This window comes from Pseudomonas sp. AK-TSAG1-1 (assembly GCF_056821665.1).
Genome location: NZ_CM165965.1, coordinates 4,488,100 through 4,501,272, shown reverse-complemented (window position 1 = coordinate 4,501,272; position 13,173 = coordinate 4,488,100). Strand labels below are relative to the sequence as shown.

Sequence of the window (13,173 nt, the reverse complement as noted above, 5' to 3'; positions counted from 1 at the left end):
TGACACACCGCATTCGCGAGCAAGCCCGCTCCCACAGGAGATCGCGCAGTCTCCCGCCTCTGGTCACCTTCCCCAAATATTCCTTGCTCGACCGCGTCCGTTTCGGTTATCACTTTGTACATGATTAGACAGGTACGATTTGACAAGAAACAACGGGTGGTCGACGAACTCGTCCGGCGCATCGAAAGCGGCCTCATGGAGGACGGCTTTCTGTTGCCCGGCGAGCATCAGTTGGCTCAGGAATTCAACGTCAGCCGTGGCACGTTGCGCGAAGCGCTGGCCGAACTGAAGCGGCGCAACTACATCGCTACGCAAAGCGGTGTCGGCTCGATTGTCACGTTCGACGGTGTGGTGCTCGACCAGCGCAGCGGCTGGGCGCAGGCGCTGGCCGACAGCGGGGTGTTGATCAACACTGAAGTGCTGCGTCTGGAAGCCGTAACCCGGCCCGACCTGCTCTCGCGCTTGGGTACCGAGCGATTCATCACCCTCGACCGCCGCCGGCGCTCCAACGACGGCACGCTGGTCTCTCTCGAACGCTCGTTGATGCCGGCCAGCGGCGGCCTGGAGAGCCTGCCGCGCGTCGGTCTGATCGACAACTCGCTGACCATCACCCTGGCCGCCTACGGCTACATCGGCGAGCGCGGCGATCAGTGGATCGGCGCCGAACCGCTGAATGCCGAAGACGCCGAACTGCTCGGACGCCCGCAAGGCACGGTGTTCCTCAAGGCCCTGCGCACCACTTACGACCGGCAGAACCGGTTCATGGAGCAGGTCGAAAGCCTGCTCGACCCGGTGCATTTTCGCCTGCACCTGCAATTTGGAGAATCGAAATGACCGCGCTCAACCGTGCCCTCGGTGCGTTCTATGGCCTGGCCCTCGGTGACGCGCTGGGCATGCCGACGCAATCGCTGAACCGCGAAACGATCAAGACCCGCTTCGGCCGCATCACCGATCTGCAGGACGCCGGTCCCCTGCAACCGATCGCCGCCAACATGCCCAAAGGCTCGATCACTGACGACACCGAACAGGCGATTCTGGTCGGCCAGTTGCTGATTGAAGGCAAAGGTCGGATCGAGCCGGCAGTGCTCGCCCAACGGCTGATCGAGTGGGAGGCCGAGATGCAGGCCAAGGGTTCGCAGGACCTGCTTGGCCCATCGACCAAACGCGCCATTGAAATGATCCTCGCCGGCCACTCGCCGGAGGAGGCCGGGCGTTACGGCACCACCAACGGCGCGGCGATGCGCATCACCCCGGTGGGCATCGCCGCGGACGTGGCCGATCCACAGCGTTTCATCGTGGCCGTGGTGCAGGCCTGTCAGGTCACCCACAACACCACGCTGGGGATTTCCAGCGCGGCGGCTGTCGCGGCAGTGGTCTCGGCCGGGATCAACGGCATGGACCTGGGCGAGGCGCTGAACCTCGGCCAGCAGATTGCGCAACAGGCAGAAGCGCACGGGCACTGGGTCGCCGGTGGGCGCATCGCTTCGCGCATCAGTTGGGCGCGCAGCATCAGCGTCGACAGCGACAAGGCGCTGCTGGCGGATTTGCTGTACGACGTGATCGGCACGTCGGTGGCATCGCAGGAATCGGTGGTGGTCTCGTTCGCCCTGGCACAGCAAGTGGCGGTGGGCGAGATGAGCGCGTTCGATGCGCTGTGCATGGCGGCAAGCCTGGGCGGTGACACCGACACCATCGCGGCGATTCTCGGCGCCATGCTCGGGGCCTGCCTCGGCCTTGAGAGCTGGCCGGCGCCGATGATCGCCACGGTCAAGGCGGTCAATCATCTGGAGCTTGAGCCGTTGGTGCAGGGGCTTTTGACCCTGCGTTGATCGGGCTGACGCCTTCGCGAGCAAGCCCGCTCCCACAGGTGTGGGAGCGGGCTTGCTCGCGAAGGCCGCACTGTACATCTTGAATACTCACCCGCAATGGATCGCACAGACAGGCCCAGGACGGCCGGGATGTCTTGTCGTTTTGCGTCATTGCCACAACCACAATAAAGGCAAACAGGAGCACTGTTCATGAGTTCATCAAACGCCGGGCAAAGCGCCGGGCAGCTGGAAACCCGGGGTATCGAACCGGTGCCGGAAGCCGAGTGCAACGGTCATCCGCTGCAACTGTTCTGGGTCTGGTTCGCCGCCAATATTTCCATTCTCGGTCTGCCGCTGGGCGCAACGCTGGTCGCGTTTCGCGGGCTGGCGATCTGGCAGGCAATCATCGTCGCGATCATCGGTGCTGCCGGTTCATTCGCGGTGGTGGGGATCATCTCGATTGCCGGCCGTCGTGGCCGTGCGCCGAGCCTGACGTTGTCGCGCGCGATCTTCGGCGTACGCGGCAATATCGGCCCGACGCTGGTCTCGCTGATGTCGCGTCTGGGCTGGGAAACCGTCAATACCACCACGGCAGCGTTCGTGTTGCTGTCGCTGTGCTCGATCCTGTTCGGCTCACCGGTTGAGGCGAAGAGTGCGCCGGTGCTGACGCTGATCTTCATTGCGATTTTCGTCCTGCTGACCCTGTCGGTTTCCGGCCTCGGCCACGCAACTTTGCTGGTGATCCAGAAGTGGGCGACGTACGTGTTCGGCGCGCTGAACCTTCTGGTCGGCGGCTTCCTCTGCGCCACCATCGATTGGAGCGCGGTGTTCAACGCCACGCCAGCGCCGATGAGCGCCATGATCATCGGCATCGGCACCATGGCCGCCGGCACCGGGATCGGCTGGGCCAACGCCGGTGCCGACATGTCGCGCTATCAGCACCGCAGCGTCAAGGCCGTGCGCCTGGTGGCGTCCGCCGCGTTCGGTGCGGGGATTCCGCTGGTGCTGCTGATCACCCTCGGCGGCCTGCTGTCGGTGGGTAACAATGACCTGGCGTCGGCGACTGACCCGATCGTGGCGATCCGCGACATGCTGCCGACGTGGATGGCGGTGCCGTACCTGATCACCGCATTCGGCGGGCTGCTGCTGTCGAACAATCTCTCGGTGTACTCCGCTGGCCTGACCACGCTGACCCTCGGCCTGAAGGTCAAACGCGTTTACGCGGTGGTGGTGGATATCGTCGCGATCTTCGCCGGTTCGATCTACTTCATGCTCATCGCCGACAGCTTCTACGGCCCGTTCATCACCTTCATATCCCTGCTGGCGGTGCCGATTACTGCGTGGGTCGGGATCTTTGTGGTCGACTTGATTCACCGCCACTACTACAGCCCCAAAGACCTGCTCGACGTCAGCCCGAGCAGCGCCTACTGGTATCACGGCGGCATCGAGTGGCGCGCATTCGGTGCGTGGGCGATTGCCATCGTACTTGGCTTCAGTTTCACCACCATCGGCACCACCGCCGAGAACGTCTGGTTCAAGGGCTTTTTGTCCGACTCGTGGCTGGGCCACAACGGTCTGGGCTGGATCGTGACCTTCGTGGTTGCCGGTGGCATTTACTGGGTCCTCGGCGGTGCGAAGGACCGTCGCGCTGCGCAAGTCGAGAATGCTCATGCCTAAGATGTTGCACACCGGCCAGGTCATCATCGACCTGGTCATGGCCGTGGATCAGCTGCCGCAAGTCGGCGGTGATGTGCTCGCGCAATCGGCCGCTTTCGAAGCCGGCGGCGGTTTCAACGTCATGGCCGCTGCCGTGCGCAATGGCTTGCCAGTGGTCTATCTCGGTCGCCACGGCAGCGGGCGCTTCGGCGATCTGGCGCGCCAGGCGATGAACGCTGAAGGCATTCACATCGGCATCGAACAGCCGGCGCAGCGCGACACTGGTCTGTGCGTGGCGCTGACCGATGCATCGGCCGAGCGCAGTTTCATTTCCTACATCGGCGCCGAAGGCGAGGTCACGCAAGAGGACTTGAACAGCGTCGCGGCCGAGGCGGGCGATTATGTTTATCTCAGCGGTTACAGCTTGCTGCATGAGGGCAAGGCGCAGCCGCTGCTGGACTGGACGCTGGCGCTGCCGGCGACAATCCATGTGGTGTTCGATCCGGGGCCGTTGGTGGAATCGCCGAATTCGCCGCTGATGCAGGCGTTGTTGCCGCGCATTGATGTGTGGACCAGCAACAGCGTCGAGGCGCTGCGATTTACCGGCGCTGCGGACATCAGTGATGCCCTGGATCGCCTTGCCGAACACCTGCCCGACGACGTGCTGATGGTGGTGCGCGACGGGCCGCAGGGTTGCTGGATCCATCAGCGTGGCGAGCGTCAACATGTACCGGGGTTTGCGGTGAAAGCACTGGACAGCAACGGCGCGGGTGACGCGCATGCCGGGGTGTTCGTCGCCGGATTGGCGCAGGGATTGACGGCGCCTGAGGCGGCGCGAAGGGCGAATGCGGCGGCGGCTTTGGCAGTGACGCGCTGGGGGCCGGCGACTGCGCCAGGGGCTGGCGAAGTGGATGCGTTTATCCGCGAGTCCTGCGGCGATTGATCCAGCGCTTTCGCGAGCAGGCTCGCTCCCACATGGGGTGTGTGAACGACGCAAATCGCCTGTGGGAGATTCTATGCTGCATGGAATTGCTGCTGGCAGATATGGCCGTTCACCGCGCAGGCAGCGAACGGCCGGAACGTTACTGCAGATCCAGTTTGCGCGCCGCTTCAACACCGGCCGCACTGAGCTTGATCGGCAGGTTCAACGAGTGTTCGCCAGCCTCGTTGCAGGTCACATGACCATGGTGAATCAGCCCGCGATCCTGCAGGGCGGCGAGGGCGCTGGCCACGACTTTCTCACCGCGATAGTTGTCCAGCACCTCTTTGCCGAGTCCGCTCGGATGGGCGTGCAGCAGGCGGGTGAGGACTTCTTTTTCCAGGTTTTTATCGACGTTCATGGTTACCTCTTCATGGATGTGAATAGGACGCTCGCGTCGGCGAACTACTGACCGGTGCCTTCGGAGCCCGAACCACCGGTGGTGGTTTTCGAGCCCATGCCGGCACCTGAATTGTCAGGTGGAACAGGGTTGCCGGAGGTGCCGCCCTGACGTCCCGGGTCGTTGCCCTGGGTACGTGGGTCGGTGCCGGTAGCCGGTGGCAGGGCGTTCTCGACACCCGAACCGTCGGTATTCATACCGGGGGCACTTTGAATGGCGGGGGCTTTGGGCCGTTCGACCGGATCGGTCGGGCCGGTGCCTGCTGCGGTGGCGGCGAAGGCCGCGGGGCAGAGCAGGACGGTGAAAACGAGGGCAGTCAACCTTGACGGGATCATAGGGCATCTCCAGTGATTGGAATCCTTACCTGTCGTTGGTCTGCCCTTGAACTGGATTGGTGCCTGATGAACGACGAACGGTCTAGCTTGCCCGTACAGAGTTGAAAGGGGGGCGCCGCCAGAGCAAACGGCCAACCGTGATCAGCCAGTTCGTCAGCGCCACGCCAAGCACGGTGAGCAACAGCGTCGACATGCCTTGGTCGACGATGATTTTCCCGGCCAATAACGGGAAACCGAACACCCCAATGAAGTACGACAGACTGAACAGCAGCAGGGCCTGGGACGTGGTGCCGTGGGGTGCCTCGTTGGCGGCGAGGCCATTGATCACCGAATACGTCAGTCCATAACCGACACCCAGCAGCACCGCCGCCAGCAGGTAGCTGAAGCCGCTGTGCACGCCGAATGCGAACAGCATGATCGAACCCGGCATCAGCCCCGACAGCAGGCACGAGGCCCACAGCGGATCACGTTTGACCACAAAGCCTGCGATCAACATTCGGCTGCCGATCGCCGCGCTCATGAAGCCAACAAAGAACAACGAGTAATCCAGTGAGTGGGCGGCGGCGTAGCTGGTCTGGAAGCTCGACAGCCCGCCGAACACGCAGCCGCCCAAACCGACCATGATGATCGGAAACAGGGCGCGCGATCCGAGCACTTGAATGGTCGCTTGCCAAGTGATTTTTGCAGCCGTTGTGGTCTGCGCGCTTTTCAGCTTTGCGCCGAGTTGCCAGAACAACAGCACGCCGATCAGGCTCGCCAGCGCGGCCAGATAAAACGCCGAGGTCAGCGGCAGACCCAACGCACTGGCTGCTCGCCCGAGCAACGGGCCGCTGCCGATGCCGGTCATCATGCTGCCGGACAGCAAGGCAAAGTATTTCGCCCGCTGCGCCGGACTCACCAGACTGGCGACGATGATCGGCCCCAGCGTATAGAAAACACCCCAGCCCAACCCCAGCAGCAAACCGAAAAACAGCAGCAGATCACCGAACCCCGGCGTCAGCGCAAAACCCAGACTCGCCGCTACCAGCAACAGGCCGAACAAGGCAATCGAACGCGCCGCTCCGAGCAGATCGGACAAGTGCCCGGACACCAGCACCGCGACGAATGTACTGAGCATCGCTGCACTGATCACGCTGCCGGCATCGTGCTCGTTGCCACCGCGCGAGCCGATCAGCAACGACAGCAGAAACGTCGAGCCGTAAGACAGTGACAACAGATAACTGGCGAGGCAGAACAGGCCGAACAGTCGGCCCGAGACCTGGGGTGTCGCTTGAGGCATGACGCGGTTCCTTGACCGGGAGAATTGAGCCTCCTCTATCTATCACAGCAGGCGCGCGGGTTAGGTTCGAGCTTGCTGATGTCAGGATCGCTGCGCACCGGAGTAACCGCCTCAGGCGATGCCGATTTCTTCCTTGAGCTGCTCCATGAAACACTGCAGACGCTGATGACGGATCTGTGCCAGCCGCTGGCCGGCTCTGGTCTGGAAACCCTTGGCGAGGTGCAGCAGTTTGGTCTGGAAATGATCGAGACAAAAACGTTTGTCGTCGTAGTCGCGTGCTTTGGCTTCGGGGTCGAGCGGGTCGTACAGCGCACTGCCCATGCGCCCGGCGACGTAGAAGGTACGGGCGACGCCGAGCATGCCTAATGAATCGAGCCGGTCAGCGTCCTGGACAAGCTTCGCTTCAAGGGTGAGCGGGGTGATATCGGCGGAGAAACTGTGGGCTTCGATGGCGTGGACGACGGCGGCGATTTTGCTTTTGGGCCAATCCAGTTCAGCCAGCACCTTTGCGGCTTTCTCGGCGGCGAGACGCGAAGCCTGCGAGCGCAGCGGCGAGTTCTTCTCGACAGCCACGCAATCGTGCAGCAACACCGCGGCGAGCAGCACTTCAACGTCACCACCTTCCTCGGCCTGCAAGGTGCGCACGTTGTGCCAGACCCGTTGCAGGTGAGCGAGGTCGTGGGCGCCGTCGTCGGAGGGTTCGAGGGCGTGGGGCAGCAGTTCGCTGGCGAGGGTGATCAGAGGGGCAAAAACGCTGGCAGACATAAGTGTCCTTTCAAGTTGAGTTGCGCTTCTGTGGCGAGGCGATTTATCCCCGATGTACTGCGCAGCAGTCCCTTGGTCAGGGCCGCTTCGCGCCCCATCGGGGATAAATCCCCTCGCCACTGTACTAGACAGGTTGTGTATTGGCATGTGACGAGCGCCGCGTCCGGCCTTAGTATGGCGCTTTCCCTTTTCCGACAAGGCCCGTCCATGACGATCGAAATCCGCCCGGCGACCCCCAGCGACGCTCCGCAAATCCTCGCCTTCATCACCGAACTGGCAGATTTCGAAAAGGCCCGCCACGAAGTCATCGCCAGCGTCACCGACATCGAACGCAGCCTGTTCAGCGAAGGCGCCACGGCGCATGGCCTGATCTGCCTGCGCGACGCTGTGCCGATCGGTTTTGCGGTGTTCTTCTTCAGCTATTCGACGTGGCTCGGCAGCAACTGCCTGTACCTCGAAGACCTCTACATCACCCCCGAACAACGCGGCGGCGGTGCCGGCAAAACCCTGCTTCGGCATCTGGCGAAAATCGCCTGCGACAATGATTGCGGGCGCTTCGAATGGAGCGTGCTGGACTGGAACACCCCGGCCATCGAATTCTACAAATCCCTGGGCGCGCAACCGCAGGAAGAGTGGGTGCGCTATCGCATGGATGGCAAGGTGTTGCGCGAGTTTGCCGAGGGCTGAGGTAAATGATGGCAATCCAATGTTGAATCGATTGCCGTCACCGCTCTAGTCCGGCATTCTACGCGCCATTTTTGCGCGCTCACGGACGACATCTGCAATGCCTCTGGCACAATTTCTCCACGCCCGTGGAGCCTTCGCTGCGTCAATGAGTGACCGGCGATGAGCGGACTGCGAGCGTCAATGCGTCTGTACGGCCTGGTGAAAAACTCAGGCTGCTCTGACAACCCTCAGCGTCAACCGGTAGACATCCTGTGCATCGTCAACCGCACGGGTGGCAAAGCCATTCGCGCGTTTGTGTCGCGGCTCGATGCCGAACTCATGACGCGCAGCGCCGGCCTTGATGACTACCGCGTGATCCCGTTGCGCCAGTTTGAGCCGCATGCGTTTATCGACGCGCAGCAAGGCTGGCTGACGTTGCACATCAGCTGCGGTTTCGTCGCCCCGGCCGGCGACTCGTTGCTCAAGGACGACGCGCTGGTGCCGATGGGCTGGTACGTCTATTCCAAGATCGGCCAGTGGACTGCCGAGCATCATCTGGACCTCGGCGTGCAAATGGCCGATCTGCTGCAATCGACCTACGAGCGCAATCACCTGCGCCACTACAACGCCTGGCTCAACGAACTCGACGACGCCTCGCCGGCCGAACTGGCCTGGCACACCGACGAAGCCTGGCGACACTTGCAAACCGCCGCATCCCCCGACAGCCGTGAGCATTGCCACGCCCTGTTCGACCCCGTCGACAACCGCTGGCGCTTCGCCGCGACCGACGTCGATCTCCACCAACCGTCCCCGGAACCCCTGAAGCAAGGAGCTTTGAATTGAGTGGTAAACCCGCTGCACGCGTCACCGACCCGACCGCCTGCCCACTGCCAGGCCATGGCACCAACCCGATTGTTTCCGGCTCCTCCGACGTCTTCTTCGACGGCCTCGCCGCCGCGCGCATGACCGATAAATCGGCATGTGGTAGCCCGATCACCGGCGCCGTTTCCGGCACCGTATTCATCAACGGCCTGAACGCGGCCACGCTCGATAGCACCGGAGGGCACGGCAATGTCGTGGTCGGTGGCTCGGGGACGGTGATTATTGGGCAGAGCGGCGGTGGGGCGGCGTTTAGCGGGTTGTTGCCGATGCCTGTGCATTTCAATGATCGAATGCAGATTGTTGATGAAAACAGCGGTGAACCACTCTCCTATATTGCCTACGTCATCGAGCGGGCGGATGGATCGCTGGAACGAGGCGTCACTGATGCCGGGGGGCATACCCACACCGTCAGTTCGCACCTCAAAGAAACTATCAAACTGTACGTGGAGTAATACCGATGGGTGCTCAATCCGGAGCCGTTCAAGGATGCATCGGGAGACTGGTCGCCAGTCATGAGTTGACGACAAAAGAGGATAAGACGGTCAAACCCGTGACGCTTGCCAGAGAGGTTGTAGCCTTTTTCATTGGCGGTGCTGGCGATTCGGAAAGTTACTACGGAGACGGGCCGAGCAACTACACGTTGCGGGCCATGGAAGCTTTGCAGAGTCGTTTGGGTACGAGCTATGGCGGAAAATTCCAACCCTATTACATGGGATACAACGATGTAAAAGGGGATGCCGATCTGGAGGAGTTTGTATTCTCGAAGCTGCCTCACAAGTCTGCGCATGTCTACATCGTTGGTCATAGTCTGGGCGGGTGGAACGGCGCACATTTGTCGCAGATTCTGACCGATAAAGGTTATATCGTGAAAATGCTAGTCACTCTGGATCCTGTGGGAGAAGGTGTGATGGTGGCGTTGATTTCCGATATTTACTGGTCGGAGCCAACCCCCAAGGCGCAGACCTGGATCAACGTTCGAGCCGAGCCTGACGAGATGGATCGAACTGACGTTGTCGCTTGGGTAGGGGGCAAGTGGGATATTGAATCGGGCCCCGATGTCATGGGGATCGTCAAATTTAACCACTACTCGGCGTTGAGATTGTATGAGTCCCGCCTGGAGTGCGGGCAGTCGGCATTGGATTTGTCGGCGAATTCAATTGCTGGTTATTTGAGGGAAGGTGCATGAGATGGGTACTGCTGATCGCTGTTTCTTTATTTTGCGCTGCCTGCGCAAAGTCTCATGACATCACGCCCGCGACTTTGGGCTATGAATCGATCACACCGCGCTCGAAAAGCGTTTTTTTTGAGGTCAATTTCAATTCGGATGTGGAACTGCTGGAGATTTTCTGGCGGGAAAAGAAAGCGAACAGCTTTGACCAGGTATTCATTTGCGCCCTGGGTGATGACACTGACTTTTCCATTGAACATACGATATCGAAAGCAGCAATGGGTTTGGTCAGGGAAAATAAGCAGCGTTTGCATACAGCCGGATTCGGATACACCGCGAGCATTGCTTTCAAGGACGTTGGTGAAAAGAAAAGGACCTCACATTACTTGAGTCGTGACGCCATAAAAGGCTTGTTGAAAGATAAACAAATGATTCCGTGCAAAGTGGTGGTTACGGCAACGGGTTATGAAGCGTATTACACCAAATCACTGTTCATCCCCGTTGCAGATGTTTTTTCTGCCTTGTCGGACTACGAAAGTTTTCGATGACGCGCCCAGCAGTTGGCTTTTGGAGTGGTAATGGCAAGGTTGCTTTTGATTTGTTTGTTTGCGTTGTGTTCCTCCTGCATGCACTTGGATGTGCCCCCTGCGAGGCTTGAATTTGTCTCGATCAATCACGAGATATCTTCCTCTTACGACCTGCGTTTCACCTCAGACCGAAACCTCATTGACCTGTATGAGGATCATGGGCGACGAGGGCAGATTGGTACTTGGATCCATTGTTCGTTGAATGGCGATCCGGATTTTTCCATCGAACATAAAATCGTCCTGGAAGCCTCGGGAATCGTCAGCGGCATGCGCTTGATCGAGGGCGATCGTCGCTATGAGATGTTCGCGAACATCAGTGTCGAGAATCACGCCGTCAATGACGGACGTAACCACATCCGACCGGTTGAGTTGGTGCAGATCCTCAAACCGCAGGAATACATTCCGTGCAAGGTGGTCATAACCGCGTTCCCGTTCGTGGCGTATTACTCGAAAGTCATGTACATGCCCACATTGCGGTTCATTGCCGCAATAGAACATCCGCGCGTGGCACCTGCGCGTATTTCGCTCAAACAGCCCGACCAACCAAAGTCGTTGCTGCCTTTTGCCTCAGTGTGCATCGTGCGCTGGCGTTATGACCTGGCGCTGGGATATGACCAGATCGACAGCCTTGGACTCTGTAGTGACGTGCCCTATGCCGGCATGCTGGCCTCGTTTGCGCCGAACAACACGAAACTGAAGGTTGTTTCAGGTTCAGAGGAAAACCCGGCGCCCTTCGCGGCGTACACCATTATTCGCGCTGACGGACGCCGGGAGCCCGGAGTAACTGACGACAAGGGCCGTACACATGAGGTGGGATTCAGCGAGTACGAAACAGTGAGGATCCTGATCAACAACAATCTGGATGTCGTTCAGCGCTGGACAAAATGGGCTGATACAGTCCCACAATATGGGATGTAAAATTACATATTGAGATTTTAAGTCTGAGAGGTCTATAGTCCGTCGCACTCACTGCCAAAAACAAAACAGGTGAAGCGATGCAGGCGCAATTGATCGCGCTCGATTGGGGGACGACCTCATTACGTGCTTACAAACTCGCGGCGGGCGGTGTGGTGCTGGAGCAGCGTGCGCTGTCGTCCGGGATCATGCAGTTGCCCAAGACGCCGCGAGTCATCAACGGTCGTGAATGCGCCGACGGTTTTGAACTGGCCTTCGAAGACGCGTGTGGCGACTGGCTCGAGGCGCAACCGGAGCTCCCGGTAATCGCCTGCGGCATGGTCGGCAGCGCCCAAGGCTGGCGCGAAGCGGCTTACTGCGAAACACCGGCGAATGTCGCCAATCTCGGAAATTCCCTACAGACACTGGTCAGTCTGCGTGGCACGCGGGTGCATATCGTGCCGGGCGTGATCCAGCGTTCGCGTCTGCCGAACGTGATGCGCGGTGAAGAAACCCAGGTCCTCGGCGTGTTGCAGAACCTGCCGGCCGAGGCGGGCGGTGATCTGTTGATCGGCCTGCCGGGCAGCCATTCCAAGTGGGTGGAGGTGGTCGATGGTTGCATCACGCATTTCGATACCTTCATGACCGGCGAAGTGTTCGCTGTGCTCAGTGAGCACAGCATTCTCGGGCGTACCCAGCAACAGGGGGCGACGTTCGATGGTCTGGCGTTTGACCGTGGCGTGCAGGTGGCGCTGTCGGCGGACGGCGAACTGGGTGTGCTTTCCACGCTGTTCAGTGCGCGCACCCTGGGCCTGACCGGCGAACTGGCCCCGACGGTGCAAGCGGATTACCTGTCCGGGCTGATGATCGGCCATGAACTGGCGGCACTGGCTGACGCGCAACGCCGTCGCCGTAACAATCCCGATCTTCCCTCGATCATCCTCATTGGCAACGCGCAACTCTGCGCCCGCTACAGCCGTGCGCTCGACGCCTGCGGTTTCGACCGCGTGACCCTCGCCGAACAAGCCACCGAGCGTGGCCTGTGGCAATTGGCGCTCGCCGCCGGACTGCTCGATTCCTCATCCCGTTAACCCTGACTGGAGGCCTGACATGCTCAAGCAAACACTGGCACAAAACGGTCTGATCGCGATTCTGCGTGGCCTGCATCCGCAGGAAGCTGCCGCTGTCGGAGAAGTCCTGTATGCGGCTGGATTTCGCGTCATCGAAGTACCGCTCAATTCCCCTTCGCCGTATGAAAGTATCCGCATCTTGCGTCAGACCTTGCCCGCCGATTGCCTGATCGGTGCCGGCACGGTGCTGACCGCAGAACAGGTCGAGCAGGTGAAAGCCGCTGGCGGCCAGGTGATCGTCATGCCGCACAGCGACGCCAAGGTACTGCGCGCAGCGAAAGCGGCTGGGCTGTACCTGTCGCCGGGTGTCGCTACGCCGACCGAAGCCTTCGCGGCGCTGGAGGAGGGCGCGGACATTCTCAAGCTGTTCCCGGCCGAGCAGATGGGGCCGGCGGTGGTCAAGGCCTGGCTCGCGGTGTTGCCCTCGGGGACGGTGCTGGCACCGGTTGGCGGGATCACGCCGGACAACATGCAGGCATTCATCGATGCCGGGGTCAAAGGTTTCGGGCTGGGTTCCGGCCTGTTCAAACCGGGCATGACGCCGCAGCAAGTGGCGGAAAATGCCAAGGCCTACGTGGCCGCCTGGAAAGCGCTTCGCTAAGACTTTTTGGCGCCGCGTGCGCT

General features: G+C 60.7%; 16 protein-coding genes. 12 read left to right on the top strand and 4 right to left on the bottom strand.

All coding sequences use genetic code 11. The features are described 5' to 3' along the window. Positions 1-120: 120 nt before the first annotated feature. From AC1UK9_RS20230 to AC1UK9_RS20215, 4 genes are all read left to right on the top strand, one after another. Entirely contained in the window at positions 121-834 is a 714-nt protein-coding gene (locus tag AC1UK9_RS20230) for a GntR family transcriptional regulator (protein WP_482578361.1), read from the top strand. Beyond that, positions 831-1,829, top strand: a complete 999-nt coding sequence (locus AC1UK9_RS20225) for an ADP-ribosylglycohydrolase family protein (protein ID WP_482578360.1) — start codon at positions 831-833, stop codon at positions 1,827-1,829. The genes AC1UK9_RS20230 and AC1UK9_RS20225 overlap by 4 nt, the downstream gene beginning before the upstream one ends. A gap of 189 nt (positions 1,830-2,018) precedes the next feature. Beyond that, positions 2,019-3,485, top strand: a complete 1,467-nt coding sequence (locus tag AC1UK9_RS20220) for a purine-cytosine permease family protein (protein WP_025113033.1) — start codon at positions 2,019-2,021, stop codon at positions 3,483-3,485. Beyond that, positions 3,478-4,407 (top strand): PfkB family carbohydrate kinase, encoded by a 930-nt coding sequence (locus AC1UK9_RS20215; RefSeq protein ID WP_482578359.1) that lies wholly within the window; start codon positions 3,478-3,480, stop codon positions 4,405-4,407. Before AC1UK9_RS20220 ends, AC1UK9_RS20215 begins: the two co-directional genes overlap by 8 nt. 139 nt (positions 4,408-4,546) lie before the next feature. Here the strand turns inward: AC1UK9_RS20215 and AC1UK9_RS20210 are convergent, their stop codons facing one another. The 4 genes from AC1UK9_RS20210 to AC1UK9_RS20195 all read right to left on the bottom strand — a co-directional run bounded on the left by AC1UK9_RS20210 (position 4,547) and on the right by AC1UK9_RS20195 (position 7,222). After that, positions 4,547-4,804, bottom strand: a complete 258-nt coding sequence (locus tag AC1UK9_RS20210) for a hypothetical protein (RefSeq protein WP_016986009.1) — start codon at positions 4,802-4,804, stop codon at positions 4,547-4,549. Positions 4,805-4,848: 44 nt separating this feature from the next. Further along, positions 4,849-5,178, bottom strand: a complete 330-nt coding sequence (locus AC1UK9_RS20205) for a hypothetical protein (RefSeq protein ID WP_025113036.1) — start codon at positions 5,176-5,178, stop codon at positions 4,849-4,851. An 82-nt stretch (positions 5,179-5,260) separates the two neighbouring features. Next, complete coding sequence (locus tag AC1UK9_RS20200; protein WP_025113037.1) at positions 5,261-6,457, bottom strand: MFS transporter; 1,197 nt, start codon at positions 6,455-6,457, stop codon at positions 5,261-5,263. 111 nt (positions 6,458-6,568) lie between these two features. Then, the gene (locus AC1UK9_RS20195; protein WP_482578358.1) at positions 6,569-7,222 is read right to left on the bottom strand and encodes an HD domain-containing protein; all 654 of its coding nucleotides are present in this window, start codon (positions 7,220-7,222) and stop codon (positions 6,569-6,571) included. Positions 7,223-7,429: 207 nt separating this feature from the next. On the opposite strand from AC1UK9_RS20195, the gene AC1UK9_RS20190 reads away from it, so the two are divergent. The 8 genes from AC1UK9_RS20190 (at position 7,430) to AC1UK9_RS20155 (ending at position 13,150) form a co-directional block, all read left to right on the top strand. Further along, the gene (locus tag AC1UK9_RS20190) at positions 7,430-7,909 is read left to right on the top strand and encodes a GNAT family N-acetyltransferase (protein WP_025113039.1); all 480 of its coding nucleotides are present in this window, start codon (positions 7,430-7,432) and stop codon (positions 7,907-7,909) included. Between the two features lie 159 nt (positions 7,910-8,068). Then, entirely contained in the window at positions 8,069-8,731 is a 663-nt protein-coding gene (locus AC1UK9_RS20185) for a hypothetical protein (RefSeq protein ID WP_482578357.1), read from the top strand. Then, positions 8,728-9,222 (top strand): PAAR domain-containing protein, encoded by a 495-nt coding sequence (locus tag AC1UK9_RS20180; protein ID WP_473013236.1) that lies wholly within the window; start codon positions 8,728-8,730, stop codon positions 9,220-9,222. Before AC1UK9_RS20185 ends, AC1UK9_RS20180 begins: the two co-directional genes overlap by 4 nt. Positions 9,223-9,227: 5 nt before the next feature. Continuing rightward, entirely contained in the window at positions 9,228-9,956 is a 729-nt protein-coding gene (locus AC1UK9_RS20175) for an alpha/beta fold hydrolase (RefSeq protein WP_473013235.1), read from the top strand. Beyond that, on the top strand, positions 9,953-10,486 hold the full coding sequence (locus AC1UK9_RS20170) for a hypothetical protein (protein ID WP_482578356.1): 534 nt from the start codon (positions 9,953-9,955) through the stop codon (positions 10,484-10,486). The genes AC1UK9_RS20175 and AC1UK9_RS20170 overlap by 4 nt, the downstream gene beginning before the upstream one ends. Before the next feature lie 30 nt (positions 10,487-10,516). Continuing rightward, entirely contained in the window at positions 10,517-11,443 is a 927-nt protein-coding gene (locus AC1UK9_RS20165) for a hypothetical protein (RefSeq protein ID WP_025113044.1), read from the top strand. Positions 11,444-11,520: 77 nt separating this feature from the next. Next, positions 11,521-12,510: a 2-dehydro-3-deoxygalactonokinase gene (locus AC1UK9_RS20160; protein WP_473013233.1), complete on the top strand. Its 990-nt coding sequence runs from the start codon at positions 11,521-11,523 to the stop codon at positions 12,508-12,510. A 19-nt stretch (positions 12,511-12,529) separates the two neighbouring features. Next, entirely contained in the window at positions 12,530-13,150 is a 621-nt protein-coding gene (locus AC1UK9_RS20155) for a 2-dehydro-3-deoxy-6-phosphogalactonate aldolase (RefSeq protein ID WP_473013232.1), read from the top strand. Positions 13,151-13,173 lie beyond the last annotated feature (23 nt).

Excerpts from the sequence above, each read along its gene's own strand:
- AC1UK9_RS20230 (WP_482578361.1), top strand. The coding sequence starts at position 121 with ATGATTAGACAGGTACGATTTGACAAGAAACAACGGGTGGTCGACGAA.
- AC1UK9_RS20225 (WP_482578360.1), top strand. The coding sequence starts at position 831 with ATGACCGCGCTCAACCGTGCCCTCGGTGCGTTCTATGGCCTGGCCCTC.
- AC1UK9_RS20220 (WP_025113033.1), top strand. The coding sequence starts at position 2,019 with ATGAGTTCATCAAACGCCGGGCAAAGCGCCGGGCAGCTGGAAACCCGG.
- AC1UK9_RS20215 (WP_482578359.1), top strand. The coding sequence starts at position 3,478 with ATGCCTAAGATGTTGCACACCGGCCAGGTCATCATCGACCTGGTCATG.
- AC1UK9_RS20210 (WP_016986009.1), bottom strand. The coding sequence starts at position 4,804 with ATGAACGTCGATAAAAACCTGGAAAAAGAAGTCCTCACCCGCCTGCTG.
- AC1UK9_RS20205 (WP_025113036.1), bottom strand. The coding sequence starts at position 5,178 with ATGATCCCGTCAAGGTTGACTGCCCTCGTTTTCACCGTCCTGCTCTGC.
- AC1UK9_RS20200 (WP_025113037.1), bottom strand. The coding sequence starts at position 6,457 with ATGCCTCAAGCGACACCCCAGGTCTCGGGCCGACTGTTCGGCCTGTTC.
- AC1UK9_RS20195 (WP_482578358.1), bottom strand. The coding sequence starts at position 7,222 with ATGTCTGCCAGCGTTTTTGCCCCTCTGATCACCCTCGCCAGCGAACTG.
- AC1UK9_RS20190 (WP_025113039.1), top strand. The coding sequence starts at position 7,430 with ATGACGATCGAAATCCGCCCGGCGACCCCCAGCGACGCTCCGCAAATC.
- AC1UK9_RS20185 (WP_482578357.1), top strand. The coding sequence starts at position 8,069 with ATGAGCGGACTGCGAGCGTCAATGCGTCTGTACGGCCTGGTGAAAAAC.
- AC1UK9_RS20175 (WP_473013235.1), top strand. The coding sequence starts at position 9,228 with ATGGGTGCTCAATCCGGAGCCGTTCAAGGATGCATCGGGAGACTGGTC.
- AC1UK9_RS20170 (WP_482578356.1), top strand. The coding sequence starts at position 9,953 with ATGAGATGGGTACTGCTGATCGCTGTTTCTTTATTTTGCGCTGCCTGC.
- AC1UK9_RS20165 (WP_025113044.1), top strand. The coding sequence starts at position 10,517 with ATGGCAAGGTTGCTTTTGATTTGTTTGTTTGCGTTGTGTTCCTCCTGC.
- AC1UK9_RS20160 (WP_473013233.1), top strand. The coding sequence starts at position 11,521 with ATGCAGGCGCAATTGATCGCGCTCGATTGGGGGACGACCTCATTACGT.
- AC1UK9_RS20155 (WP_473013232.1), top strand. The coding sequence starts at position 12,530 with ATGCTCAAGCAAACACTGGCACAAAACGGTCTGATCGCGATTCTGCGT.